25 protein-coding genes and 1 other annotated feature (1 of these 26 running past the window's edge) are annotated in these 26,562 nt (G+C 49.2%); of the genes, 5 read left to right on the top strand and 20 right to left on the bottom strand.

What is annotated here, in order from left to right:
• From BMZ71_RS06520 to BMZ71_RS06495, 6 genes are all read right to left on the bottom strand, one after another.
• Nucleotides 1-354 carry an ArsR/SmtB family transcription factor gene (locus BMZ71_RS06520; RefSeq protein WP_086988826.1) on the bottom strand — a complete coding sequence of 118 codons (354 nt, stop codon included), beginning with the start codon at nt 352-354 and terminating at the stop codon, nt 1-3.
• Nucleotides 355-453: 99 nt separating this feature from the next.
• Nucleotides 454-978, bottom strand: coding sequence for an arsenic metallochaperone ArsD family protein (locus tag BMZ71_RS06515; protein ID WP_086988825.1), 525 nt, complete (start codon nt 976-978; stop codon nt 454-456).
• A gap of 176 nt (nt 979-1,154) precedes the next feature.
• A complete protein-coding gene (locus BMZ71_RS06510) occupies nt 1,155-1,388 on the bottom strand; it encodes a thioredoxin family protein (protein WP_068559151.1) in 234 nt (77 codons plus the stop codon).
• A gap of 32 nt (nt 1,389-1,420) precedes the next feature.
• Entirely contained in the window at nt 1,421-2,425 is a 1,005-nt protein-coding gene (locus tag BMZ71_RS06505) for a permease (protein ID WP_086988824.1), read from the bottom strand.
• A 200-nt stretch (nt 2,426-2,625) separates the two neighbouring features.
• Nucleotides 2,626-2,859, bottom strand: coding sequence for a thioredoxin family protein (locus tag BMZ71_RS06500; protein ID WP_086988860.1), 234 nt, complete (start codon nt 2,857-2,859; stop codon nt 2,626-2,628).
• A 24-nt stretch (nt 2,860-2,883) separates the two neighbouring features.
• The gene (locus BMZ71_RS06495) at nt 2,884-3,174 is read right to left on the bottom strand and encodes an ArsR/SmtB family transcription factor (RefSeq protein WP_086988823.1); all 291 of its coding nucleotides are present in this window, start codon (nt 3,172-3,174) and stop codon (nt 2,884-2,886) included.
• Between the two features lie 565 nt (nt 3,175-3,739).
• Between BMZ71_RS06495 and BMZ71_RS06490 the strand changes: the two genes are divergently transcribed.
• A complete protein-coding gene (locus BMZ71_RS06490) occupies nt 3,740-4,858 on the top strand; it encodes a 5-methyltetrahydropteroyltriglutamate--homocysteine S-methyltransferase (protein ID WP_086988859.1) in 1,119 nt (372 codons plus the stop codon).
• Between the two features lie 94 nt (nt 4,859-4,952).
• On the opposite strand, the gene BMZ71_RS06485 is transcribed toward BMZ71_RS06490, so the two are convergent.
• Together BMZ71_RS06485 and BMZ71_RS06480 are read right to left on the bottom strand one after the other, a co-directional pair.
• The gene (locus tag BMZ71_RS06485) at nt 4,953-6,275 is read right to left on the bottom strand and encodes a uracil-xanthine permease family protein (protein ID WP_068559159.1); all 1,323 of its coding nucleotides are present in this window, start codon (nt 6,273-6,275) and stop codon (nt 4,953-4,955) included.
• Nucleotides 6,276-6,671: 396 nt separating this feature from the next.
• On the bottom strand, nt 6,672-7,694 hold the full coding sequence (locus tag BMZ71_RS06480; protein ID WP_245734398.1) for a serine hydrolase domain-containing protein: 1,023 nt from the start codon (nt 7,692-7,694) through the stop codon (nt 6,672-6,674).
• A gap of 214 nt (nt 7,695-7,908) precedes the next feature.
• Between BMZ71_RS06480 and BMZ71_RS06475 the strand changes: the two genes are divergently transcribed.
• Complete coding sequence (locus tag BMZ71_RS06475; RefSeq protein WP_086988821.1) at nt 7,909-9,099, top strand: MFS transporter; 1,191 nt, start codon at nt 7,909-7,911, stop codon at nt 9,097-9,099.
• Between the two features lie 73 nt (nt 9,100-9,172).
• On the opposite strand, the gene BMZ71_RS06470 is transcribed toward BMZ71_RS06475, so the two are convergent.
• The 3 genes from BMZ71_RS06470 to BMZ71_RS06460 form a co-directional block, all read right to left on the bottom strand.
• Nucleotides 9,173-11,896: a cation-translocating P-type ATPase gene (locus BMZ71_RS06470; protein ID WP_086988820.1), complete on the bottom strand. Its 2,724-nt coding sequence runs from the start codon at nt 11,894-11,896 to the stop codon at nt 9,173-9,175.
• A 328-nt stretch (nt 11,897-12,224) separates the two neighbouring features.
• A complete protein-coding gene (locus BMZ71_RS06465; RefSeq protein WP_068559164.1) occupies nt 12,225-13,463 on the bottom strand; it encodes a peptidase U32 family protein in 1,239 nt (412 codons plus the stop codon).
• A 36-nt stretch (nt 13,464-13,499) separates the two neighbouring features.
• The gene (locus BMZ71_RS06460; RefSeq protein WP_086988819.1) at nt 13,500-14,420 is read right to left on the bottom strand and encodes a peptidase U32 family protein; all 921 of its coding nucleotides are present in this window, start codon (nt 14,418-14,420) and stop codon (nt 13,500-13,502) included.
• A gap of 247 nt (nt 14,421-14,667) precedes the next feature.
• On the opposite strand from BMZ71_RS06460, the gene BMZ71_RS06455 reads away from it, so the two are divergent.
• On the top strand, nt 14,668-16,215 hold the full coding sequence (locus tag BMZ71_RS06455; RefSeq protein ID WP_177187523.1) for an NAD(P)H-hydrate dehydratase: 1,548 nt from the start codon (nt 14,668-14,670) through the stop codon (nt 16,213-16,215).
• A 136-nt stretch (nt 16,216-16,351) separates the two neighbouring features.
• Here the strand turns inward: BMZ71_RS06455 and BMZ71_RS06450 are convergent, their stop codons facing one another.
• Nucleotides 16,352-16,957, bottom strand: coding sequence for a cob(I)yrinic acid a,c-diamide adenosyltransferase (locus BMZ71_RS06450; protein WP_068559172.1), 606 nt, complete (start codon nt 16,955-16,957; stop codon nt 16,352-16,354).
• Between the two features lie 213 nt (nt 16,958-17,170).
• Here BMZ71_RS06450 and BMZ71_RS06445 point away from each other — a divergent pair, with 213 nt between their 5' ends.
• Complete coding sequence (locus BMZ71_RS06445) at nt 17,171-18,457, top strand: AI-2E family transporter (RefSeq protein WP_086988817.1); 1,287 nt, start codon at nt 17,171-17,173, stop codon at nt 18,455-18,457.
• Nucleotides 18,458-18,500: 43 nt separating this feature from the next.
• Here BMZ71_RS06445 and BMZ71_RS06440 read toward each other — a convergent pair whose 3' ends face one another.
• Together BMZ71_RS06440 and BMZ71_RS06435 are read right to left on the bottom strand one after the other, a co-directional pair.
• Nucleotides 18,501-19,496, bottom strand: coding sequence for a sodium:calcium antiporter (locus tag BMZ71_RS06440; protein ID WP_177187522.1), 996 nt, complete (start codon nt 19,494-19,496; stop codon nt 18,501-18,503).
• Between the two features lie 39 nt (nt 19,497-19,535).
• Nucleotides 19,536-20,258 carry a hypothetical protein gene (locus BMZ71_RS06435; RefSeq protein WP_086988815.1) on the bottom strand — a complete coding sequence of 241 codons (723 nt, stop codon included), beginning with the start codon at nt 20,256-20,258 and terminating at the stop codon, nt 19,536-19,538.
• A 228-nt stretch (nt 20,259-20,486) separates the two neighbouring features.
• Between BMZ71_RS06435 and BMZ71_RS06430 the strand changes: the two genes are divergently transcribed.
• A complete protein-coding gene (locus tag BMZ71_RS06430; protein ID WP_086988814.1) occupies nt 20,487-21,263 on the top strand; it encodes an NRDE family protein in 777 nt (258 codons plus the stop codon).
• Between the two features lie 50 nt (nt 21,264-21,313).
• On the opposite strand, the gene gpmA is transcribed toward BMZ71_RS06430, so the two are convergent.
• The 6 genes from gpmA to trpD all read right to left on the bottom strand — a co-directional run bounded on the left by gpmA (nt 21,314) and on the right by trpD (nt 26,479).
• The gene (gene gpmA, locus BMZ71_RS06425) at nt 21,314-22,000 is read right to left on the bottom strand and encodes a 2,3-diphosphoglycerate-dependent phosphoglycerate mutase (RefSeq protein ID WP_086988858.1); all 687 of its coding nucleotides are present in this window, start codon (nt 21,998-22,000) and stop codon (nt 21,314-21,316) included.
• 74 nt (nt 22,001-22,074) lie between these two features.
• Nucleotides 22,075-22,851 carry a tryptophan synthase subunit alpha gene (trpA, locus tag BMZ71_RS06420; protein WP_086988813.1) on the bottom strand — a complete coding sequence of 259 codons (777 nt, stop codon included), beginning with the start codon at nt 22,849-22,851 and terminating at the stop codon, nt 22,075-22,077.
• Nucleotides 22,844-24,025 (bottom strand): tryptophan synthase subunit beta, encoded by a 1,182-nt coding sequence (gene trpB / locus BMZ71_RS06415; protein WP_068559181.1) that lies wholly within the window; start codon nt 24,023-24,025, stop codon nt 22,844-22,846. Before trpB ends, trpA begins: the two co-directional genes overlap by 8 nt.
• Nucleotides 24,022-24,633, bottom strand: coding sequence for a phosphoribosylanthranilate isomerase (locus tag BMZ71_RS06410; protein WP_068559183.1), 612 nt, complete (start codon nt 24,631-24,633; stop codon nt 24,022-24,024). Before BMZ71_RS06410 ends, trpB begins: the two co-directional genes overlap by 4 nt.
• On the bottom strand, nt 24,633-25,415 hold the full coding sequence (gene trpC, locus BMZ71_RS06405) for an indole-3-glycerol phosphate synthase TrpC (RefSeq protein WP_086988812.1): 783 nt from the start codon (nt 25,413-25,415) through the stop codon (nt 24,633-24,635). The genes BMZ71_RS06410 and trpC overlap by 1 nt, the downstream gene beginning before the upstream one ends.
• The gene (trpD, locus tag BMZ71_RS06400) at nt 25,412-26,479 is read right to left on the bottom strand and encodes an anthranilate phosphoribosyltransferase (RefSeq protein ID WP_245734397.1); all 1,068 of its coding nucleotides are present in this window, start codon (nt 26,477-26,479) and stop codon (nt 25,412-25,414) included. The genes trpC and trpD overlap by 4 nt, the downstream gene beginning before the upstream one ends.
• Nucleotides 26,480-26,529: 50 nt before the next feature.
• Nucleotides 26,530-26,562: a binding site (T-box leader), on the bottom strand (it continues 210 nt past the right edge of the window).

Below are 26,562 nucleotides of genomic sequence, written 5' to 3'. Positions count from 1 at the left end.
CTATTTTTGCGTCACCTGATCAGCTCTTTTTTCTATTGCACACACCGCTTTTGACCGTACAGGTTCGCAGATGCAGGCCGGTGTATCAGCCGTCAGTTCCGCTGTGTCCGCCTTGAATTTTTCAAAGGCGTTTTTATTCAGGTCGTAATAGTGCCACGTGCCGGATTTTTCTGTCGTCACCAATCCCGCCTTCACCAACAGATTGATGTGATGGGATAAAGTTGGCTGGGTAAAATCGAAATGTTCTAGTATATCGCAGGCACACATGGCCCCACAGGAAAGCATATCGACAATTTTGACACGCTTCGGGTCGGCCAAAGCTTTTGCGACTTTTGCATAATTTTCATAATCCATGATTGCTGAATCCCCTTTTTACATAGAAGTTTTTCTATCTATCGTGGAAAAAGAAACTCGAGCCTAGGTAACCCGAGACACGAGTATTCTTTATTTTTGCTAGCAACATCCGCCATTCCCACAACCGCACGAGCCCTTAGTTGCTTTTGCAGCTTCCTCATGTTTATGGTGATGATGGTGCCCCTGTCCACCGCAGCCACAGCCGCCTTTTTCGCCATGGCCGCCGCAGCAGCCGGATTCTTCTTTTTCTTCTTTTTCCGCTTCGGCAAATTCCTCCGAACCGCCACAACCACAGCCGCCGCAACCACATGAACCTTCCGTTTCTTCAATGAAGCGGACGCCGATGTAGCTTGTGATTTCATCGTTGGTCGGATAGTTGCCGCTTTTCACGATTGCTCCATCCACAACAGTGATCGGCAATACGCTATTGCCTTCCGCCTCGATTTTTTCTTTAACGGCCTTGTTGAGCGTGAATTGATCCGCATCATCGGTTAAATTAAAAAGCAATGCCTCGTAATTCTCCAGTCCCTCCAAGGCCTGCATTACTGCTGCAATGCGCATGGCATCCTGACTGCTGAACAAGCTGCTGCTTGTTTCCGGTTCAAAAATAGTGATGTTTGTCATTTTTCGTATCTCCTCATTCTCTTTCTATTTGAAGATGAATCTTGTGTTGTTTTCATTTAAATATTGGTACTCTTATAATATAGATTTTCTTCTATCTATAGTCAATGCTAAATTCAACATGAAACAAAAAAAGTGCGGGGATAAATGTGTCTCTTCCCGCACTTTTGGTAACTTGCTTATTTTTTCAACAATTCTGTAATTTCTTCCGTACTGGCGACTTTACCGTAGGAAACAACTTTTTCGTCGATGACCAATCCCGGAGTGCGCATGATGCCGTATTTTGCGATGTCCTTCATGTCGGTCACTTTTGTGATGGTTGCTTCCATCCCCAGTTCCTTCAATGCCTCTTCCGTGTTCTTAGCCAAATTCACGCAATTTTTGCAGCCTATACCCAAAATTTTGATTTCCATGATGATATTCCTCCTGTTTATTATTTTTTTGATCACATAAAAATAGGTCCCAAGAAATTGAACACATAGCCGATGATGATGATGCCGACTGCCACGATTCCGAAGAAGAGGCCCAACAATTTCAGTTTGACGACCTGTTTCAGCATGACCATCGACGGCAAGGACAATGCCGTCACGCCCATCATGAAGGAAAGCACGGTTCCCAATCCGACCCCTTTTGCGACAAGTGCTTCGGAAATGGGCAGCGTCCCGAAAATATCCGCGTACATCGGAACCCCGACGAATGTTGCCACCAATACCGAATACCATTTATCCTGACCCAACAGAGCTGTGATGACGGATTCCGGAATCCAGTTGTGGATGGCCGCACCGATACCGACCCCAAGGAGCACGTAAAGCCATACTTTTTGGACGACTTCCTTCACCTGATCAACTGCATAATCGACACGATCTCTCCTTGTCAACTCGGCTTCCTCAAGTTCAATTGTCGGGCTACCGAACACAAAGGATTCGACCTGGTCCTCCAGGTGCGCTTTCCCGATGAAAGTTCCGCCGACAACCGCAAGGATCAATCCCACAACAACATAGGCGATGGCAATCTTCCAGTTGAAGATGCTGGCCAAGAGGATAATCGATGCCAAGTCAACAAGCGGTGAAGAAATCAGGAACGAAAACGTCACACCCAACGGCAGTCCCGAACCGGTGAAGCCGATGAAAAGCGGAATCGAAGAACAGGAACAGAATGGTGTGATCGTCCCCAGCAACGCCGCCAGAATATTGGCGGTGATCCCATCAAAACGTCCTAGAATTTTCTTCGTCCGCTCAGGCGGGAAAAAGCTTTGCACGTATGAAATCGAGAAAATCAGCACCGACAACAGAATGAAGATTTTGATGACGTCGTAGATGAAGAAATGGATGCTGCCGCCTACCCTACTGGCGAGGTCCAATCCGAAGACATCCCGGACAAGTATACCAACCAAATCGCTTAGCCACTGCATTTTTAATAACTGATCATTTAACCATTGAAAAATTCCCATAACGAATTGCACCTTCTAGTCTGTATTTTTACTACCCAAGACATTGATGTTTATCTATATATCAGTATACGCCCACACATAGATAAGTGTCAATGTGTTGTTTTTGGGTAGTGAAAGGCTTCAAAAAAGCTGCGATAATGCAGGAGCAGAACCCCAGTTTCGCAGCTTGTTCATCCAAAGATAGGTGTTTTCTCTGTTCTTCACTTTTGCAGCAGTTCTGCAATGTGTTTGGGCGTCAGGATACACCCATATGAGACGACCTTTTCATTGATGACCAGCCCCGGAGTCTGCATAATGCCGTACTTTGCGATTTCTTTCGGGTCCTCAACTTTGATGATGGTTGCTTCCATGCCGATCTTTTTAAGCGCCTCGACTGCATTAACTTGCAATTTTTCGCAGTTCCGGCACCCCGGTCCCAATATTTTGATTTCCATTTCCATCCCCTGCTTTCGAATGAATTATACAGTGGTGTTTTGTTTTGCCATGGTCTGAAAAAAGTCCTTCAACTCATCCAACTTTTCATGATTCACGGAGTATTTGACCCAAATGCCGTCTTTCCTGCTGTCCACCAAGCCACAATCCTTCATCATTTTCATGTGATAGGATAAAGTCGGTTGTGTGATCGAAAACTGATCCAATAACGCACAGGCGCACATTTCCCCTTCCGACAGTAAATCCATGATTTCCAATCTTGTTTCGTCCGATAAGACTTTCAGGCATTTCGCGTATATTTTGTATTCAATCGTCATATTCAGTTCCTCTTTTCCTGCTGTCTTTTGAGGCACTCCGGCCCGTTCTGTCGCCCTTAACGCCTTCATATAGACACCTATCTATATGAAGTATATACTCTCACGGTATGAATTGCAATTTCCTTCTTGAACAGAAAGAATCGAAATGAAAATACACCAAAATGAAAAATTAATTAAAAAAGGTTTGACTCATTCTTATTCGCTTGTTATTATATATATATAAATTTCAAAATAAAATCACATTGAAAAGATAAGTACGGATGGACGAAATGCACAGAGAACCTCGGCAGTTGAGAAGAGGACAGGGATGCTATCCGGAAAATGGTCTTCGAGTGAGTGGACGGCGAACGCTCTTTTTAGAACCTTAGCTCTCCACGGGAATGCCCGTTACAGCATCACAGTATCCCGGAACAGCGATTTGTTGCGGCGTACTGGTTAAGGGGAAAATCGAGAGGTTTTTCTGAATCAAGGTGGTAACACGGTGAATTTTTCATACGTCCTTGCGCAACATATTGCGCAAGGACGTATTTTTTTACAAAAAAACAAACGAAAGAAGGAAAATGTCATGACAACCCAAACAACTTTAAGCAGAACGAAGGCGCCATTCCGCGCAGACCACGTAGGAAGTTTCTTGCGTCCCGAAAGCATCAAAAAAGCCCGCAAAGAGCTGGCTGAAGGCAAAATCACGAAGGAAGCCCTGCGCGAAATCGAAAATGTTGAAATCACGCGCATCGTCGACAAACAGATTGCGCTTGGCTACAAAGGCATCACCGACGGAGAGTTCCGACGCTCTTATTGGCATTTCGATTTCCTTGAGAACCTCTTGGGCTTTGAAGGTTACCTTGCGGCTCAAGGCAAACAATTCCACAACGTTGTGACCAGCGCCCACAGCGTCCGCAACATCGGCAAAATCGCCTTTAATCCGGAACATCCATTCTTTGCGGACTATGCTTTCTTGGCTGAAGCAGTCGGCGATAGAGCCGTTGCGAAAGTATCGATCCCGAGCCCGAACCAATTGATCCGCCTCGGTTTCCGCAATGAAGAAATTTATCCTACATTGGAGGAGTATGCTGCCGATCTGCAGCAAGCATACCGCGACACCATCCTGCACTTCTACTCGTTGGGTAACCGTTACATCCAGATCGATGACACTTTCTGGGGCGACCTTTGCTCGGACAAAGCATTGGAAATCTTCGGTTCTCAGGAAACTTACGATGAATTGAAACGCGTCGCTACTGAAAACGTCAAAAATATCCAGATCGGTCTGCCTGAAGATCTGGTCGTCACGACGCATATCTGCCGCGGCAATTTCCGCTCGTCCTACTCGCAAGAAGGCGCTTATGAGCCTGTTGCGAAAGAATTATTCGTCGAAACCGGCTTTGACGGCTTCTTTCTGGAATACGACACTGACCGTGCTGGTGGGTTCGAACCATTGCGCTACTACACAGGCGACGGCCAAATTATCCTAGGCTTGATCACTTCAAAAACACCGGAATTGGAAGATATCGCCGAAGTCAAAGCACGCATCACTGAAGCAACCAAGTATGTGCCGTTGGAGCAATTATGCCTGAGCCCGCAATGCGGCTTCGCTTCGACCGAAGAAGGAAACAATCTGACGGAAGAGCAACAGTGGGCGAAATTGGCTTTGGTCAAACAGATCGCTGACGAAGTCTGGGGCGACTGATAGTTCGCATAGTTTTTTTGGTCTAAGCGCCCAAAAATCCCAATAGAAAAAAGGCATCGCCGCTCTGTAATTGAGCGGCGATGCCTTTTTTGCATTAATGTTTGTGCTCTTCTTTTTTATGAATCGGATGTTTTGGGTTATACGCTTCTTCATGCGGCAGAACCAAGTTCAACGCAATACCGGTAATAGCGCTCAATGCTGTACCTGACAAGGTAACCACGCCTGCGATATCCAGAACCGCGCCGCCCAGTCCCAGCACTAGCATCGAGCTGGCGATGATCAGGTTGCGGACGTGGTTGAAATCGATTTGTTCTTCGATCAGTACTTTCAGACCATTACTGGCGATGACACCATACAACAGAATGGACATCCCGCCCAATACAGATGTTGGGATGGTTGAAATCAGCGCAGTGAATTTTCCAAAGAAGCTCAAACCGATTGCGATGAAGGCAGCGTTACGGATGACGGAAACGGATGCGATGCGCGTCATCCCGATGACGCCGGTATTTTCACCGTAAGTCGTATTCGCCGGTCCACCGATGAAAGCTGAAACCGCAGTCGCTACACCATCGCCCATAAGCGTCCGGGAAAGACCCGGATCTTTCAGGAATTGACGGTTACAGATTTTGCCCAAAACAGTATGGTCGCCGATATGTTCAGAAATCGTAACCAATGCGACTGGGATGATGGCCAATGTTTCCGGTCCGAAATACAGATCGTAAGAATTGAACCAAGGTGTTTCAAACGGTAGATAGAATCCCGGCAGTTCGAACCATTTCGCATCCAATACAGGTTGGAAATCGACCAGACCCATGAAAAGTGCGATGACGTATCCTCCGATGATTCCGATCAGGAAAGGTATGATTTTGAAAAAGCCTTTCCCTTTCGTGTTGATGAACGAAGTGATCAGGAACGTTGCAATCGCCACAATGATATGACGGATATCCCCATCCGCCACGAAGCCGGCATTGGTTACTGCAGACGAAGCCAGTCCCAATCCGATGACCATGATCATCGGTCCGATGACGATCGGCGGCAGCAATTTGTCGATCCATTTCGTACCCAGCATTTTGACAATTCCAGCGATCAGGACGTAGACAAGCCCCACCATGATGACGCCTGTCTGTGCGGCCTTGATGTCCCCGCCCATTTGTTCAATGGCCACAGCCATTGCTGTAATGTAGGCGAACGAAGATCCCAGATAGACGGGAACTTTCGCTTTTGTTGCCACCTGATAAATCAGGGTGCCGATTCCGCTCGCGAACAAAGCGACCGAGACGGGCATCCCTAAAATTAACGGAACTAATATCGTTGCTCCGAACATTGCAAAAACGTGTTGAAAACTCAACAGAATGCCTTTCAGAACTTCCGGTTTTTCGTCCACGTCCAATAATAACGGTTTTTGGTTGATTGCCATACCTTTTCCTCCTAGTTTTTGGGCAAAAAAATACCCTTTTGACGTTTATTTGCAAAAGGACCTAAGGTATCAAATGTATGTGATTTGTTACCCTTCATGATCTCTCTGAATCATATTAAAGGACTTTGCTTTCACTATCTTATCAATTGTCAGTGGAATTTTCAATAGCAGTTTTCATGTGAATTTTCTCATTTTATACTATCCAAAATGTTAATCAGCTGTCATACTATATTCAGAGTATCACTGTATACTCTTTAGTTACTGAGAGAAACTACTCTTTTTCTTTGGATCTCCGAACCGGATCGGTGAAGCTGCAACTTCGCCGCCCACTTTCTAAAGAACTTTGTCCATCCAAGGACAGCAAAAAAACGCCATCCTAAAAGTGGCGTTTTTTTGCTATTCTGCTGTTTCCTTCCGGGCTTCCTTCCTATATATGGCGATCAGCTCGTCGCGGACCGCGATCCACTCGGGTCTGTGGTCTTTGAGATGGACCCGGTTCGAAAGCAGTATGAACGCTGTTTGCTGGTTCAGATCCAGTATCATAAACGTTCCGGTATAACCGGTGTGCCACAATACAAAATCTTCCCCTTCCTGAATCAGATTCCATCCCAAAGAGCGTGGCTGGCTCGGGACATTCCCCCAATCCCTCAGCAATGTACGGATACTCTCTTCACGCAAAATCCGTTGGCCTTCCCATTCCCCAAAATGCAGCATCATCCGGGAAAAGCGGATCAAATCTTTCATTGGTGCGAACAAGCCGGCACTCCCGCAATGTCCTCCCAAAGACAGCGCTTTGGGGTCATGCACAACGCCACGGATTACGCCTCTTGTCGGGTGGTTCTGCGTAGGAACACAGCGCATCGGATCGGTCGGATGGAAGGTACTTTCCGTCATGGCAAGAGGACGTTTGATGCGTTCTTCAAAATTTTTTTCCACCGATTTTCCGGTCAGCTTCTCGATGATGAAGCCCGCAAGGAGCAATCCGGTATCGGTATAGGCCACATTTTTGCCTAGATTCTCTCCTGGCGTAAGGGCGATCAAGGCGGCAATGAGTTCATCGGCAGTCAACGCATCGCGGTTTTTGATATAGCCTTTCAGATCTGAAGTATGCGTCAGCAGATGGCGGATCGTCACCGCAGCAGAAGGGAACTCGGGCAGATACGCCTGCACCGGATCTTCGAAGTTGATTGCCCCTTCTTCTTGTAGCTGGAGCAGCAGCGTCGTCGTGACGATCACTTTTGTTAAAGATGCCACATCATAGAGCATGCCTTCCCGTAAGGATTCCCGTTCAGGCAGGATCGCCGCCGATCCGACCATTCGCGTTTCTGTTTTGTCCATGTCGATGAAGGTGTAGCTCACTCCTGGGAAAACATTGCCTTTCAGCATTTCAGCGATTTTCTTTTGGGTTTGTGGATACATCAGCAGACATCACCTTTCCGTTAGTATAGTTGTCTATCATTATAGCGCATCCCTAGCTTGATGCACGGCCGATTTCGAACGCTTTTTACAATTTTATGGAGAATTGGTGTGAGATTTGCGAAGCACTTTTCAAATTAAGAAAGAAACAGCTTTATCACCGGATCATGTGTTAGAATATTGTATACTAGTGAACTTATTGGAGGAATGCATTTCGATGGGGTATTTTAAGGAGCGTTTGTATCAGCAATATGTGATATTATTCATCTTCTACTTTATGTCCATGGCGGCTTTGTCATCATTGATCACCGTCTACATGCGCGACATAGGAAAAAACGGGTCGGAAATTTCATTCATCCTGATCCTTTCAAACATAATCGCACTCATCATCCAAGGACTGATCGGTTATTCAAACGAGCAATGGGGAACCCGTAAAACGGTGACCATCTACGTCCTGATCTCAGCCGTCATCAGCATGGGACTCTTTTTCTTCACAGGCAACTGGCTCTTTGGGCTCGTTTACGGATTGGCGAACGCCATCACCTTGGGACTCGCACCTCTGTTTGATGTGCTCGCGGCCAACAGTCCTTACAGATTCGGCCAAATTCGCCTCTGGGGAACAATCGGCTATGCGGCCGGGCAACAAATTTCAGGGATCATCTATGATTTTCTGTCTCCAAAATCCATTTTTATTCTCTATCTCGCCTGCTACTTCGCAAGCATCGTGTTCCTTTATACGTTGCCAAAACCGGAGCAACCAGTTGTCTCTTCAAAACAGCCAGCCGAGAAGAAAGAAGAGATTTCCGGGGGGCATACAATCAGAAATATATTCCAGAATAAACTTTTCATCACTTATCTGCTTTTGGCTTTCATCATTTTCGGCACAAACACGGTCAACACCAGTTATCTTCCGCTGCTTTTGACCGATACGGGAGCCCCGGTCGCAATTGTCAGCACGACCTTAACCGTAGCCTTGTTTGCGGAAGTCATCGCGATGGCTTTTTCACACCGCTTCATGGACCATTTCACGAATAAACAGCTGCTTCTGGCCGTTTTGTTCCTTTCAGGAACGGAATATCTGATCAATTTCCTGTCGGATGACTTTTTAGTGCTTTCGATAGCGACCGTATTGACCAAGTTTTTCGCTTCCGGAACCTTCATCATGCTGAACCTCAAGATGGTCTCTACCTTGCTGAACCGGAAACTGATCGCTACAGGAACTGCAGTCGTCGCCATGCTTTCCAGGAACATCGGCACCATCTTCTTCCAATTGATGGCGGGTCCGGTAATCGATAATGTAGGGCTCAATTATCTCTACTTGATCCTTTTCGTCTTTACGGTTCTCGCTGCGGTGATTGCCTTGCTGTTCAAAGTACCGGCTCAGCCGAAAGAACGCCTTTTTTCTTGATGATAGCTTTAATCGCAAAAAACGACCAGGGAATCCAATTTCCCCGGCCGTTTTTTTTAATTTCAGGAATTCATCAGTTTCTGACTCGTTTGATGATCAGTTTCGTCGCTTCCATCAACGCGACGGCGGTCAAGGCCAGTCCTGCTGCTATCCCGAAATGCACCAAGCCGAAGTCGGCCGGTATCGAGAAGATGCCGCGCACCGCTGGCAACAAAGTCGCCGCATACAATGTGCTGCAGAAAGCTACAGCATAAAGGACATATTTATTCGAAAAGAAACCCGCTCCGATAGCGGTCTGGGAATTAGAACGCGCTGGAAACGTCTGTAAAGTACGCGCGATGATCAAAGTTGAGAAGGCCATCGCCACACTAATTTCGGCAGAATAAACCATACCGATGAATTGCGAAAGGATGACGGCTCCCCCGATCAGTATCCCTCGGTAGATGACAGAAACGAGCGTATCTCCGGAGAAAATGCCCTCGTTTGGATCCCTTGGTTTGCGACTCATCACATCAGGCTCGCCCTTCTCCATACCCAATGCAATCGCGGGAATCGAATCATTGACCAAGTTGATGAACAGCAGTTGCAGGGCTGTGAATGGATTTACCCAGTCCATCAGCAGCGCTGCGATGATGGCGATGATGGCCCCCAAGTTGCCCGAGAAGAGATAGGCGATGGCTTTCTTGATGTTGTCATAGACGTTGCGGCCTACTCCGACCGCGCTGACGATGGAAACGAAATTATCGTCGGTCAGCACCATCGCTGCCGCCTCTTTGGCGACATCCGTTCCGCTGCCCATGGCGATGCCGATGTCTGCTTGCTTCAAAGCCGGAGCATCGTTCACCCCGTCACCCGTCATCGCAGTGACATGACCTTTATTCTGCCATGCGCGGACAATCCGGATTTTGTTCTCAGGAGATACCCGAGCATAGACGGATACACGTTCCAAAACAGCATCCAATTCCCGATCACTTAGGTTGTCCAGCTCCTGTCCGGTTAAAGCAAGGTCGTCCTCTCCCGAAATGCCGATATCGCGGGCAATCGCGCGCGCTGTCGTTTTATGGTCGCCGGTGATCATCACCGTTTTGATGCCTGCTTTCTTGGCTTCCGCAACAGCGCCATGAACCTCTTCGCGCGGTGGATCAATCATCGCCATAAGCCCGACCAGAATCAGATCATGCTCCGCATCGAAATCGAGCGCCTCTGCTGCCTCCATCGGCCGATAGGCGAAAGCCAATACGCGGAGGGCACGATCCGAAAAATGTTCATTCTTTTCCTTGATGTTTTCAAGGATTTCATTCGTCAACGGCACCACTTCTCCATCAATCAAAACTTTGGTACTGCGCCCGAAAACCACATCCGGGCCGCCTTTCGTCAGCAACAGATGTTCCCCGTTGATTGTGTGGACCGTCGACATCAGTTTGCGTTCCGAATCGAAAGGCAAGTCCGCCACACGCGGATAAGCTTTCCTTAGCTCATCGTATGGCTGATTCATTTTATTGCTGAAGGCGATCATGGCTACTTCCGTGGGGTCCCCCACCTCGTGTCCGTCCATATTGATGCTGGCATCATTAGCCAAGACGGCGACCTGCATCAAGCGCTGCTCATCGGATGACCAGGTCTGCGGATGAGCATTGAAACTACCGGATTGGCCGTTCACCAAATAATGGTCGACGATTGTCATCTTATTCTGGGTCAAAGTTCCTGTCTTATCGGTGGCTATGATGCTGGTCGATCCCAACGTTTCTACTGCAGACAATTTGCGGATGATCGCATGTTTCTTGGCCATCTTTTTCGTCCCGATCGAAAGGACAATCGTCACGATCGACTGCAGGGCTTCCGGAATCGCTGCAACCGCGACGGCGACAGCGAACATGAAGGCGCTCAGTACGCCGGACCCGATATCCGTCGTTCCCTCCGCCATCATACGGATGAACTGGATTCCGAAAATAAGTCCGGAAAGCATCAGGATGCCCACACCCAATTTTTTACTGAAATGCTCCAGATTCTTTTGCAGCGGCGTTTGCTTTGCCAACGCATTATCCAATAAGTTCGCCACCTTACCGATTTCGGTGTCGTTGGCGATGGCGGTGACGATGAATTCTCCCCGGCCGTACACAGCCAGCGTTCCGCTATGGACCATATTCGAGCGATCGCCCACCGGAACTGCTCCGTTGATATCCATCACTTCTTTATCGGCGGGGATGGACTCCCCGGTCAGCATCCCTTCATCCACCTTGAGCGCACTCGCTTCAAACAGTCGACCGTCTGCCGGGACATAATCACCAGCATCCAGGCTGACGATATCTCCGATGACCAATTCCCTAGCAGGAACGGTCAGCCTCATACCCGCCCTTTTAACTTTTGCCATCGGAGCGGACAAACTTTTCAATGCATCCAGCGAGCCTTCTGCTTTCCTTGTCTGGATGACGCTGACAATCGCATTGATCATCAGAACTGCAAAGATAATCAATGATTCTGCTGCATGCCCCATCACCATCTGAATGGTAGCAACAGCCAGCAACACCAGAACCATTGCATCCTTGAACGTCTCAACAAACAACTTCAGGACCGAATCTCGTTCCTTCGTTTCCAATTCGTTGAACCCGTGCTCCGCTTGCTTCGTTTTGACGGACTGTTCATCGAGACCTTCTTTAGTGCTGCCCGTTTCCGCAAAAATATTCTCCAAGCTTTTCTGGTATGCCGCCAAGGAATCCCCTCCAGGTTTGTTATTGTGCGGGTAGCCCGCATTCTTTTTTGCCGCTATCGTTTTCGTGGTTGTTCTTTCGTTTTCCATCTGAAATCCCCCTGTTATTGGATATCTATTTTTAACCAGCCGTTGCTCCCTTATCTGTTTCCTGCTTCAAGTTTTCGCCGCGCTTCCCTCCTTGTTTTCCGCAAATAACTAATAAAAAAGAGACTTATGCACTAACGTCTCTCTCAAGAAACGTTAGGCATAAGTCTCACTATTTAAGGCAACACCAGAAGACCCTCTCGGATCTACTTATTGTTGGCATTGCCACAGCAAAGCTGCTAGTTACTCCCTTACGGAAAAACTTTTATTCAGTTCTTAATCAATATAAACGGTAAGCCCGAAAAAAGCAAATCTTAAGCTTACACTTTTTCTATTTCTTTTTGCGGATCATATCGAAACGTTCAACCGCGAAAGGAACTTTCATCTTCACGATCATCATGGCATTGGGTGCACGGTCGATCGCTTCATCGTGTTCGTTCCAGATGGCTTCCACAGTCAGCTTATTGTGGCGCAGGCCGGGACCGTAAAATTCGATTTCGTCCCCGACACCGAAATTGTTCCGTTGCTGAATTGTGGCCATCTGCGTTTCCGGATCATATGCCATCACTTGGCCGACGAACCCGTAGCGCGGAATTTTGCGGCGTTGGCCGAAGAGCTGTTCATCCTCGGTAGGATCTTTGTAGAAGAAGCCGGTCGCCAATTCGCGTTGGGCGACTTTCCACAATTCATCCACCCATTCCTGCTTCAATTCGTAATGATCTGGATCGGCGCAATAAGCATCCACAGCTTTGCGGTAAACATTGACTACCGTAGACACGTAGTGGATCGATTTCATGCGCCCTTCTATCTTCAGGCTGTCTACGCCGCTCTCGATCAGGTCGGGCAGGTGTTCCAGCATCGACAGATCGACGGCACTCATGGAGAATTTCTCTTCGATGCCTTCTTCGCCGGCACCTACAGGGTTCTGTTGTCCCAACAACGGCATATCGAACAAGCCATATTTCCAACGGCAAGACTGCGCGCAGCCTCCGCGATTGGCATCACGGTTCGACATGTGGTTGGAGAGGACACAACGGCCCGAATAGGAGATGCACATCGCCCCGTGGACGAAGGCTTCGATTTCGACATCGGTCTTCTCATTCATTTCCTGGATTTCTGCCATCGATACTTCACGGGCCAAAACAACGCGTTCCAAGCCTTCGCTCGCCCAAAAATTGAGCGTCTGGTAATTGGTCGCGGAAGCCTGTGTCGACAAATGGATCGGCAAGCCGGGTGCATCGGTCACCGCAATTTCCATCAGTGCGGGATCCGAAATCAGCACCGCATCGATGCCGATATCGCGGATTGTGCGGAAGAATTCGCCTGCACCTTCCTCGTTGCCTTCATGGGTGACCATGTTCGCGGCGACATAGATCTTCGAACCGTGGCTATGTGCAAAAGCGACTGCTTCAGCCATTTCCTCATAGTCGAAATTGCCTGCGCGGCTGCGCAATCCATAAGCTTCTCCACCGATATAGACGGCATCAGCTCCGTAGTGGATGGCTGTCTTCAATTTTTCTAATGTTCCGCCCGGGGCCAAGACCTCGGGCTTCTTTGTTATTGTTCGCATGTGTGTGTACACTCTCTTTCTTTCAGTATCAAAGTATCAGACAACTTCGTTAGGATCCTTGGAATAGAATCCGCTATCCAGCTCACGGTTGGCGGGATGCAAAGCATGCAATTCGGCATCCAAACGTTCCGCCAATGCTTCCGTCCAGTTCCCTTCCGCCAAGGCTTCGCGCGCCTCAACGAACAGCTTCGCGATTGCGACAAAATTTTCTCCCGGTGTGAACAACCCGTCCAGCATCCATTGCGAGACACCGATAGCCGTCAGTTCGCCCAGATGAGGCATCAAATCAAGATCATTGTTGGCGAAGATGTGCGTTCCGTTGCGGTCCTGATAGATGGAATAATGGGAATCCACTTTTTTCGGCTCGGAAATGAACAACCCGCGCTCTTTGTTCACCGCTTCCTCTTTCTCGATGAAATTGAAGTAGTTTTCAAGCAAATTACGTTTTGATTGGTGGATGCAAGTAGCACCGTACACCAATACTTCGACCGGAACCAAAGCGCCCGGAATGAGTTTCTTCATTTCCTCGAAAGGCACTTCGCGGGCCAGCACGGAACCGACCGCTCCCCTTTTCGCCCAGAAATTGATCTGTCCGCTTGAAGTCACCATGACTTGTGCGTCATAACGGTAAGGGATGAACAAATCCTGTTCCCGCATGACCTGCACGACGCCCGGGTCGCCCAACGTGATGCTGTCGACTTCCGCTTCACGCAAGAAAGCCAGATATTCGGCCACCTGGTTGATCCGATCGTTATGGAAGATCGCGTTCACCGCGGCACTGACCTGCGCGCCTTTCTCATGCGCATAGGCAATGATCTCGCGCTGTTCCTCTCTGGTGAAGGAATACGGCAAACGCAGTCCGTACTCATCCTCTCCTATATATAGTATATCTACACCGCAATCCACCAATTCCTTGGCTTGCGCTACTGACTCGGCTGTTGCAATCAGCTCGATCATCCTACATTCCTCCCTTATTCGAGTTCCTTGATAAGATTATCACATTACTTATAAAAAGTGAATGACTGTTTTCCCTAAGTTTTTAGAAATTTACTGTGCAAAAGTGCTGTGGCTTGTTAAGACAATCATTAGATTCCGCCTATATATAGCTATATCAGGCTCCCCGTATTCTTTCCAGCACTAAGAATGGTATAATAGCAAATGTGAAAATGGAATGACATCCATCAACGTTCAGGAGGAATATTTAATGAAAAAACTTGTCAACAGCCAACAGATGAAGAAAATCGACGCCTTTACGATCGATGAAATCGGCATCCCAGCCATGGTGCTGATGGAAAATGCAGCGAATGAGGTCGTCGCAGCCATGGAAGAACGCATATCAGGAGAGGATATCATCCTCGTGATCTGCGGTTCAGGCAACAACGGCGGCGACGGAATGGCGGCAGCCCGCATTTTGTTGAACCACGGCTTCCAGGTGGATGTATTCCTGATCGGTGAACGTGACAAATTATCGCCCGAGTCCAGAAAACAACTCGATATCATCGAAAACCTGGAAATGGTCATCTGGGATGACATCAGCGAAATCAATTTCAAAGGCTACACCGTCTTGGTCGATGCGATTTTCGGCATCGGGTTGGACAGGCCGGCAGAAGGAAAATACGCGGAGACGATCCAACTCATGAACGCGTTCCAAGGATATGTCTTTGCCGTCGACATCCCATCCGGCATCTCAGCCGACAATGGACAAGTGCTCGGGACCGCTGTCCGGGCGGATGTGACCATCACTTTCGGGATCGAAAAAATCGGCCAGCTGCTTTACCCAGGTTCTTTGCACACCGGAAAATTGATCGTCAGCGACATCGGTTTCCCGCCAAGCACCATGGATGTCATTTCTTCGAATGTGCTGTTCTATGAAGAGAGCGATCTTTTTTCGCTTCCGAGACGCGCGGCCTATTCGAACAAAGGCACTTACGGCCGGGTCGTGATCATCGCCGGATCCGCAAACATGAGCGGGGCTGCCTTCTTGTCGGCAAAAGCCGCCTACCGTTCCGGCGCAGGTCTTGTCCAGATCATCACACCGGATGAGAACCGCGCCATCCTTCAGATGCAGCTGCCTGAAGCCATCCTGACGACTTACCAGCCGGATGGATTGGATCAGGAGAGCGAACGCCTGAAAATCATCGACGCAGTGTCCTGCGCCGATGCGATTGTTGTCGGACCTGGAATCGGGAGGTCCGATGCAGCCCGCACTGTGGTCGATTTGGTTCTCGAAAACAGCCAGATCCCTTTGATCATCGATGCGGATGCTTTGAATATCCTTTCCGATCGTTTCAACGAAGCAGCTTTACCGGGGAACGATTCCCGTGCCCGTATCAGCGCAGTGGCGCAGGCCGTTCCGGCGGGGAGCATCCTTACCCCGCATTTGAAAGAACTGGCGCGTCTTTTGGCTAAGGACTTGGTGGAAATAAAAGCGGACCTCCTGGGGTCTGCGGCGTTCTGCACGGCTGATTCAGATTTGACCTTTGTCATGAAGGATGCCCGGACTGTGGTTGCCCATCAGGATGAGCATTACATCAACGCGAGCGGCAACAACGGCATGGCGACAGGCGGTTCTGGCGATGTCCTGACCGGCATCATCGCCGGCTTGTTGGCTCAAGGTTTGGCCCCTTCCGAGGCGGCTAAATTGGGCGTCTACATCCACGGTTTGGCAGGGGATATCGCAGCCCAGGAAAAATCCGAATACAGCTTGATGGCTTCGGATCTCATCGAAGCTTTGCCGGCGGTATTACGCTGATTTTTTACTGTTAAAACGAATGAAACGCATAAGGAACCCGGCAGCGGTCTGCCGGGTTCCTTATGCGTTTTTGGGATTTTCTTCTCCGGCAAAAGTGCCCTTCACCGGAGAGAAAGCCGATTCTTGGCGGCCTCCTTTATTCCGTTTTCTTCTTGGAATTGCCCGCTTCACCGGAAATACGGAATACTTTTTCACTGCGCTCGTATGGCACGTCAGGAACGCCTTTGCGGGCATTGGCGACCCGGGCCACGACAAACAGATAATCAGAAAGCCGGTTGATGAACTTCAGGACGAACGGATTCACTTCTTCCGGCTCTTGCTCCATGAAGGTGACGATCCGGCGTTCCGCGTCGCGGGTCGTCGTCCGCAAAATGTGGAACCAGCTGGCCAGTTCCGTTCCGCCCGGTATGATGAAGTACTGAGTCTCCTCCGGCTCTTCGCTGTAGCCATCGATTTTCTTCTCCAACCAGTCGATGTGATCCTGTGCGATCTTGTACTCCCGGTGCCCTTTAGGGATCGACAGATCTGAGGAACAATCGAACAGGAACTGCTGGATGAGCGCCATGTCCTCCTGGATGTCCTCGCCGCAATCATTTTTCGTACCGACTAGCCCGAACCATGAGTTCAGACCGTCCAGCGCGCCGAAAGCTTCGATCCTCTCGGCGTTTTTCGGAAGAGCTTTGCCACCTCCGATACGTGTGTTGCCTTTATCGCCTGTGCGTGTATAGATGCTGTATTTCATTTGTTGCCGTCCTCCTCTGGTGTTGTTTTTTGTTCTGTCATTTTAACACATTTCATTCCGGGACCACTCAAACGAGCAATCGTATGACAGAATTTCCCGGAAATAGGACCTTTGCAGTATGGATTTCAAAGGGAACTCTGGTAAACTAAAAATAGAAACCCGCTATGCCGCTATACGGGCCAAATCCGGCTACGGCATAAGAAAGGACAGCATATGCAAAAGAAAGAAACGAAAATAACAATACCCGAAGATACGCGCCTCATCTCCTTTTTGGGCGGCAAGACAATCATCTATATCCTGTCCGCCCTGATTCTGATCGGCATACTCATCTTCACGATGGATACCATCTCCTTCATCTTCAAACCGCTGCAGATCATGTTTTCAACAGTCGTAGCACCCGTGATTTTAGCAATCGTCTTCTATTATATCTTCAATCCGCTGGTGACCTTCCTCGAAAGAAGGAAAATCAACCGGGGAATGGCGACATCGCTCGTCTTCGTCCTCTTCATTTTTATGTTGGTCTACGGATTTGTGCTTTTGGTTCCGATTTTATCGAATCAGCTGACGAATCTGGTCAATGAATTTCCTACCTATATCGAACAAATGAATGCCTATTTCGACAGACTGCTCGCAAACAGCACCTTCAAGGATTATTATGAACAAGCGCAAAATTGGTTGGACAGCACCGTGGGCAGCATCCCTGAAATGATTCTGGCCTGGATCGGTAATTCAAGCGAAAAAATTATGAACATCTTTTCCACAATTTCGAGCGTAGTGGTCGTGACTGTCACTTTCCCGGTCATCCTTTTTTTCATGCTGAAGGACCAAGGGAAGTTCAAACCATTTGTCATGAAGAACGTCCCGCCTGTTTTTCGTGATGATGTCGAAAAAATATCCAGACAGATGTCGCTTCAGGTCGGATCCTATGTCCAAGGCCAGTTGCTAGTTGCCTTGAGTCTGGGCGCTTTGTTGATAGTCGGGTACTTGATCATCAGGTTGGATTATGCCTTCGTCCTTGCCCTGATCGCTACCTTGACAGCGGTCATCCCTTTCATCGGCGCCACTATTGGCGTTATACCAGCCTTGTTCGTTGCAGCCTTCACTTCACCAGCCATGCTCCTAAAAATGGGCGTCGTCTGGGCATTGGCACAGTTCATCCAAGGCAACATCATCGAACCGAGCATCATGGGTCGAAATTTGAAAATGCATCCGTTGACGATCATCATCGTTTTGTTGATTATGGGCAATCTTCTGGGTTTAATCGGTATGATTCTGGGCGTGCCATTGTTCGCGATGCTGAAAATACTGCTAGAGCATGTACTCGAAAAGTTCAAGATTCGGTACAATCGTTACTTTGCTGAAGTGGCGGGTCCTTTCGAGCTGGAAGAGGAAGAGCCTGTCTTGGTGAACGGCTCTACCCCCGTTAAGGATTTCGCGACCGTTGCTGTGGTCCAGGATGTTCCTGATAATGATAACGAAAACGGTACAGAAGAACGATAACCAAAAAGGTTCGCGATCCCCGCGGGGATCGCGAACCTTTTTTCTATAGAAAATAGTTCCATATCAAATACACGAGATAGAAAAAAATCAAAATCCGCCCTTCTTTTCTGCTGATTACTTCCCGTTTATTGTTGTAGGAAAAGTACCCCAAAACTGCCAGGAGAATAGCCAAAGCCGGAAAATGGATCTGATAGAAATCCGAACTGACGACCATTCCTCCCGGTGTCAATCCTAATGCCACACCAAGAACGAACAAAGTATTCAACAGATTGGACCCCATGATGTTCCCCATCGCCAATGCGCCGTAGCCTTTTTTTACGGAAACAATCGTCGTACTTATTTCCGGCAGTCCGGTTCCGAAGGCAACGACCGTGGAAGCGATGACCGATTCAGGGATACCAATCCGGAAAGCTCCGATTTCAACCGTACTCACCAAAACAGAGGCACTCGCAATCACAAACCCCGCACTGATGAGCAATTTAATCAATTTGACCAGAATCGACAGGTCTTTCTCCTTGTCTTCTTCTATGATAGCCTCTTGATCCGACTTCTTTCCTTCCCGCACTGTCCAGTAGAAATAAACCGGAGTGAGCATAAGGAAAACTATGCCCAGCCACTGTGGTATCTTGCCTTGTCCATCCGCATGAAAAATCGGCAAGGAAGAGAGAAGCAACAAGAGCGAAAGCGCCGACAAAACAGTATGTTTATATGCCGTCTTCCGGTTGACGGGTATGCTACCATAAAGCGCGCCGATCCCCAGAATGAAGCTGGTATTCACGATCGTCGAACCAATGACATTACCCAAAGAAAGAATACCGTTGCCCTTCAAGGACGAAGAAATCGACACCGCTAATTCCGGTAGGGAGGTTCCCAAAGAAACAATCGTTGCGCCGATGACCAGTTCGGACATCCCCCACTCCAAAGACAATGAAATGGCCTCATCAACTAAAATATCCGTCGCCTTTGACAACACCAAAATACAGAGGACAAGCACTGCAACCAGCACATATCCGTTCATTTGTTCCAATAGCAGCTGCATAGTCCCCTCCTCCTTAACATGATAATCTGATCTTCTCATCTAATAAGTCACTTGCTGATAATCCGCTGGTATTTCAAAAGCATCCTCCGAAACATTATCTGACAATTCGAGAATTTCCATGATCGATTCAAAGGACTCATCAATCGTCTTGATTTTTTTCAGGTCGGAGCCATCAAAATAATAGAATATCTGAGTTCCGCCCTCAGTGCGGTATTCCTCGTACACCAGGCCGTCTTCCTCACCACTGCCGATGTACTCGATGTCATCCACCTCGACCGGCTCGCTTGATTCCGGCATTTCCGGTAGAGTCTCATCACCCTCAGCCGTTGTCTGGGGCATAACAATAACCGTTTTACTGACGTGGTCGATCATATAGATATTATCGTCCATCATCACCATTGCAGTTTCGGTGTCTGCGGATTTTGATTGCATCGCGGTTCTGTCGCCCGAAACGGTCATCATCGTTTCAGATTCCATCATTTCACCTTCAAATGTTGTAGTGGAACGAAAAGCCATATAGTAATTGCCGCTTTCCATAATTTCTATGTAGCTTTTTGAAAGTTTACCCAAACGGTCGCCGATTTCAGTGGATTCTGCCGATACGTTTTCCTTGTCGCTGCTCGTGGTATCTGCCGCCGAACTGCTCTGCGCTGTCGCTTGAGTTGAACTTTCGTCTTCAGCTGTTTCCTGTGTTTGGTTGCAACTTGCCAAAAAAAGACTGGCCAACAGTACTGCCCAATATTTTTTTCTATCTTTCAGCATCTTAAAACAACTCCTTCGAATAGTGTTGATCCTTTCGCTGCAATTCCGATTGGCGTGATGCTATTTCCTTTATCCTTATTATAGCTCATATCCAGCGCGTTTTGAAATTTGGCATAAGCGTTCGAGCATCCGACAAAAGACCTTAAACAACGCGGTTTTTCATTTCAGCCTAACGTTCGGTGCGTGTTATACTTGTGAAAACAAGATCATCTTACTGGGGGAATAACTATGTGTCTGATTTCGATACAACTCAGGCAACATGCGGTGTACAAATTGGTGCTCGTGGCCAATAGGGACGAGCAATATGACCGGCCTGCCTTGCCTGCGCACTTCTGGCCGGATCATCCCGATCTGTTGGCCGGGAAAGATTTGAGCGCTCGCGGCACTTGGCTTGGGATCACCAAACAAGGCAGAATAGCCGCCGTGACCAACAGTTATTTGATAACCACTCAGGAATCCGATCAAAAATTGTCCCGCGGCAACTTGGTGATGGATTACTTGACTGGCAACATTGGACCCGAGGGCTACCTGGAGCAGATCAGGCAACAGCGGACCGACTACAACGGCTTCAACCTGTTAATCGGTTCAAGCGACAGTCTTCATCATTACAACAATATTTTGGACGAAATCAGCATCATTCAAACAGGCAGCCATGCCGTCAGCAACGCTACGCTCGATACACCATGGCCAAAAGTCACCCTCACCAAAGCGGCAATGGCCGAACTGGCTTCTTCATCCGAGTTGGACGAAGAGGCCATCTTCCGCATCATGGCGGACAGGACTCCCCCGTCGGATGATCAACTGCCGGATTTGCCGCTGCCGTTGCCGATTTTGCGCGCCGTCTCCGCCAATTTCATCCGGACGGAACGCTACGGCACTCGCTCCACGACACTGATCCTCATCGACCATTCCGATCGGGTGACTTTCGTGGAAAGATGTTACCTGCCAGATGGAACCAGCAGTGACGTCCGTTTCAACTTTCAATTGATGGCTGAAGAAAAATGATGCAACAAAAGATGCGGCCGGGATTCCGATTCCTGGCCGCATCTTTTTTGTTAAAGATAGTATTTCCTGATAATCGTCAGGTCATCATTCAATTCATAGACCAACGGCTGCCCGGTAGGAATTTCCAAGGCCATGATCTCATCATCGGGTATTTCTTCGATATATTTGATCAAAGCCCGCAACGAGTTTCCGTGGGCCGCCACCAAAATCGTCTTGCGGTCCAATAACGCCGGAGCGATCTGGTCTTCCCAGAATGGAATGACGCGGTCCAAAGTGGTCTCCAAATTTTCCCCCATCGGAATGACACGCTTCTGCAGGTTGGCGTACCGTCGATCCCTGACCGGTGACAGCGGATTATCCGGATCCATCAGCGGCGGCAACGTATTGTAGGAGCGTCGCCATTTCAGGACTTGGTCTTCTCCATATTTTTCGGCCGTTTCCTGTTTGTTCAGTCCTTGAAGATCGCCATAGTGCCGTTCATTGAGCCGCCAACTCTTCACTTCCGGTATCCATAATTGATCCATTTCATCCAGAACAATATGGCACGTTTTGATCGCCCGCTGCAACACGGACGTGAACGCCATATCAAATTCAATCCCGGCTTCCTTGAGTTTCCGTCCGGCTTCTCTCGCTTCCCTAACGCCCTGTTCACTCAAATCGACATCCGTCCAGCCCGTAAACAGGTTCAATAAATTCCACTCGCTTGCGCCATGACGAATCAAAATGATTTTCCTCATCACCATCACTACTTTCCGCCTGTATTTTTCTTTCATTATACTGCTACAAGCGGTCTGGTTCACGTTTAAGGACTTCAGTTACCGCTGCGGATGGCCCCCACCATTTCCGCCACGAAGGCTCCGACCGGTTTGGGCGAATCCTTCCCGTACTGTTCCATGATGTTGATGATTGCGGAACCGATGATGACGCCATCACCGACTTCACTCATGGCTTTGGCTTGTTGCGCGTTGGAAATCCCGAAGCCGATGGCGCAAGGGATGTCGCTGATTTTGCGGATTTCCGCCAAAATGCTGCCGATATCGGTTGTGATGTCGCTGCGCACGCCGGTGACTCCTAAGGAAGAAACGACATACAGGAAGCCTTCAGCTTCTTTGGCGATCATGGCGATCCGTTCCGCAGAGGAAGGTGCCACCATGAAAATGTAGGTGATGCCATGATCCCGGCAGGCTTCCTGGATGAAGCCCTTCTCCTCGAACGGAACGTCCGGGATGATGACGCCGTCGACGCCGGTCTCTTTGCAGCGCGCCATGAATTTATCGATGCCGTAGACGAACACCGGATTGATGTAGGTCATGAAGACGAAAGGCGTATCGATTTCGGTGCGCAATTCAGTCACCATTTGGAAAATATCGTCGGTATTGATACCGTTCGCCAAAGCCCGCTCATCGGCTTTTTGGATGGCCGGGCCTTCCGCAACGGGATCGGAGAACGGGATGCCGATTTCGACGATGTCCGCTCCGTTCGCAACGCTTTCCCTGATGATTGTTTTCGTGGTTTCCAAGTCTGGATCCCCTGCAGTAATGAAAGGGATGAATGCTTTATGCTTAAAGGCTGCTGTGATCTTATTCATGGATGTCAACTCCCTTGTATCTTGCGATTGCTGCAACGTCCTTATCGCCACGGCCCGACAAACAAATAACGATGATTTTTTCGGGATCCAGCGTCGGCGCCAAAACCATAGCGTGCGCGATTGCATGTGAACTTTCGATTGCCGGGATGATGCCTTCCATCCGCGCCAGGTATTCAAAGGCGGCGACAGCTTCGTCATCCGTCACTGAAACATACTCAGCGCGGCCCCGGTCATAGAGGTCCGCATGCTCAGGCCCGATGCCCGGATAGTCCAGTCCAGCCGATATCGAATAAACAGGAGCGATCTGGCCGTATTCATCCTGGCAGAAATAGGATTTCATGCCGTGGAAAATGCCCGGCGTACCGGTCGCGATTGTCGCAGCCGTATCTTGGGTGTGGATGCCTCTGCCGGCAGCTTCGCAGCCGATCAAGCGCACGCTTTCGTCGCCGATGAAGTCATAGAAAGTCCCGATCGCATTCGAGCCACCGCCAACGCAAGCCATCACGACATCCGGCAGCTTGCCTTCCGCCTTGGCCATCTGAGTTTTTGTCTCTTCCCCGATGATTTTCTGGAAATCGCGGACCATGGTCGGGAATGGATGCGGCCCCATGACCGAGCCGATGCAGTAATGCGACTCTTCGAACGTTGAAGCCCAATCCTTCATCGCTTCGTTGACCGCGTCCTTAAGCGTGGCAGTGCCGCTTGTCACAGGAATCACTTTCGTGCCCAACAATTCCATTCGGAACACGTTCAAGGCTTGGCGCTGGGTGTCCTCTTCGCCCATGTAGACGACGCACTCCATGTCCAAAAGCGCAGCTGCTGTTGCCGTCGCCACGCCGTGCTGGCCGGCGCCGGTCTCAGCGATAATGCGTTTCTTGCCCATCTTTTTGGCCAACAATACTTGGCCGAGCGCATTGTTGATCTTATGCGAGCCCGTGTGGTTCAGGTCTTCGCGTTTCAGGTAGACTTTTGCTCCGCCGAGGTTCTTTGTCATCTTTTCCGCGTAATAGAGGCGGGATGGCCGGCCTGCGTAGTTGTCCAACAGATCGTTCAATTCTTTTTTGAAGTCCGGATCCTCTTTGAGTCGGAAAAAAGCCTCCGATAGTTCCAAACAAGCGTTCATCAAGGTTTCGGGAATGAACTGTCCCCCATGTGCTCCAAAATAACTTGTCATTTTTTTGACCTCCCAATGATTTCCATTACTGCTCTGATTTTTTCAAAATCCTTCACGCCGTCCGTTTCGACGCCGCTCGAGATGTCCACTGCGTATGGCTGCATCTGTTTGATGGCCCCCTCAAGATTGCCGGCGTGCAGGCCGCCCGCCAGGAAGAATGGCTGCGTCGCTTCTTTCAGCAAATCCCAGTTGAATGTCTTTCCGGTTCCACCTGCCACACCGCTTTGGTATGTGTCATAGAGGAGAATATCGGCAGCATATGCCTTCTTGACATCAGCGGCGTCCTTGACCGCAACCGCTTTGATGATCGGAAGTGTGATCCACTTGCCCAACTCTTCTATATAAGCGTTATCCTCATCGCCGTGGAGCTGCACGATCTGGATTGCCCGGCTCTCCACGATTGCGACGATGTTTTCGATCGGTTCGTTGACGAAGACGCCGACTGCCGGAATGGCTTCGTCTAGGGCGGCCCTGATTTCCAGCGCCTGTTCCAACGATATCTGGCGCTTGCTGGGAGCGAAGATGAAGCCTGCAAAATCCGGGCGTAGCTCGTTCAGCATTTCAGCATCCTCGACTCGTTTCAGACCGCAGATTTTTACTTTAACCATCAGCCGATTCCCCGCAGGCGGTCCAGCATGCCTTTTTTGTCTGGAGAAATCATCATCGTTTCGCCGATCAGGATCGCATCGACGTTTCCCTCTTCCAATTCGATGACTTGCTGTCTTTCCGAGATGCCGCTCTCGGCCACGAAAAGGATGTCATCCGGCACCAGTGCGCGCAGCCTGATGGACTGTTGGATATCCACTTTGAAGGTCTTCAAGTCCCTGTTGTTGACGCCGATCATTTTTGGGTTCGTCCGCAACGCTTTCAGGAGCTCTTCTTCGGTGTGGGCCTCCACCAGGGCCGAAAGCCCCAGTTCGCGGGCCAAGCGTTGCAAGGCATCCAACTCCTCTTCGTTCAGGATGGTCGCGATCAACAGTACGGCATCCGCGCCGATGAACTTCGCCTCATAGATCTGATAGGCATCGATGATGAAATCTTTCCGGATGACCGGAAGCGATACTGCCTGTTTTATCTCCGTCAGGAAGCGATTTTCGCCTTGGAAAAAATCGGGCTCCGTCAATACCGATAGCGCGGATGCGCCTGCTTCTTCGTAGGCCTTGGCGATTTCGAGGTATGGGAAATCCTCCACAATCACGCCTTTCGAAGGGGACGCCTTCTTGCATTCGCAGATGAAACGGATCCCTTCACCGGTCAGCGCCTTTTCGAATGGGAAATCCTGATTGATCGGCATCGCCAAGGCGGCTTGCTTCATTTCTTCCAATGGGATTGCCTGTTTGGCTTTTTCCACGCGTATTTTTGTCGCTGCTATGATCTCGTCCAATATCATTTTGTCGCCTCCTGTGATGAAGTGATGAATTGCTTTAATTTCCCCAGTGCCGCTCCGCTGTCGATCAGTTCGGCTGCACGTTTGATGCCGTCAGCGATCGTATAATCGTCGTTGGCCAGATAAATGGCCATGCCGGCGTTCAACAGCACTGTATCGCGCTTCGGTCCTTTTTCGCCACTTAGGATAGCCAAGGCGATTGCGGCATTTTCAGCCGGTTCCCCGCCAACCAGATCTTCGTTGGTGCAGTACTCGAAGCCGTAATCTTTCGGATCGAATGTGAAGTGGGTGACCTTGCCGTCGCGGAGCTCCGCTACTTCCGATGTTGTGGTCAAAGTTATTTCATCCAGACCGTCATTGCCACCGAACACCAAAGCTCTTTCCATCTGCAATTGGTTCAGCACTTCAGCCATCGTGTCCACCAGCGCGACATCATACACGCCGAGCAACTGCATATTCGCATTGGCTGGGTTCGCCAATGGCCCCAGGACGTTGAAGATTGTCCGGACACCCATTTCTTTCCTGACGGGTGCCGCGTGTTTCATTGAAGGATGGTATTTTTGGGCGTACATGAAGCACATTCCGATTTCTTCCAGCATCGCTTCGCTTCGCTGTGCGCTGGCTTCGATGTTCACACCTAATTCTTCCAGCACATCTGCGCTGCCGCATTTGCTTGAGGAGCTGCGGTTGCCGTGTTTCGCCACCGGAATCCCTGCGGCTGCGATGACAAAAGAAGAGACGGTTGAGATATTGAAAGTGAAGGCTTGATCGCCGCCGGTTCCGACGATGTCCAATGCCGTTGTTTTCGTCTGCACCTTATTTGAAAAATCACGCATCACTTCAGCGGAAGCACTGATTTCTCCGGCCGTCTCGCCTTTCATCCGCATAGCAGTCAGGTAAGATGCAATCTGGACCGGACTGGCTTGACCGCTCATAATCTGGTGCATGATGTTCTTCGTCAACTGCGGGGAAAGCTCTTCTTTTTTCACTAGTTTATCGATAGCGGCTTTCATGCTGTCTTGCGGGAGAATTTCTTCGGTCTGTTTCGTCTCTTTTATCTCTAGCATTTCATTCACCTCATCATTTTTTGTGTACAAAAAAAGCCCTTGTCCCCCTTTAAAGGGACAAGAGCTTGCATTCTCCTGCGATA

This window comes from Trichococcus flocculiformis (assembly GCF_900113645.1).
In the GTDB taxonomy this organism is placed as follows: Bacteria; Bacillota; Bacilli; order Lactobacillales; family Aerococcaceae; genus Trichococcus; species Trichococcus flocculiformis.
This window is presented reverse-complemented; position numbering and strand designations above follow the sequence as displayed.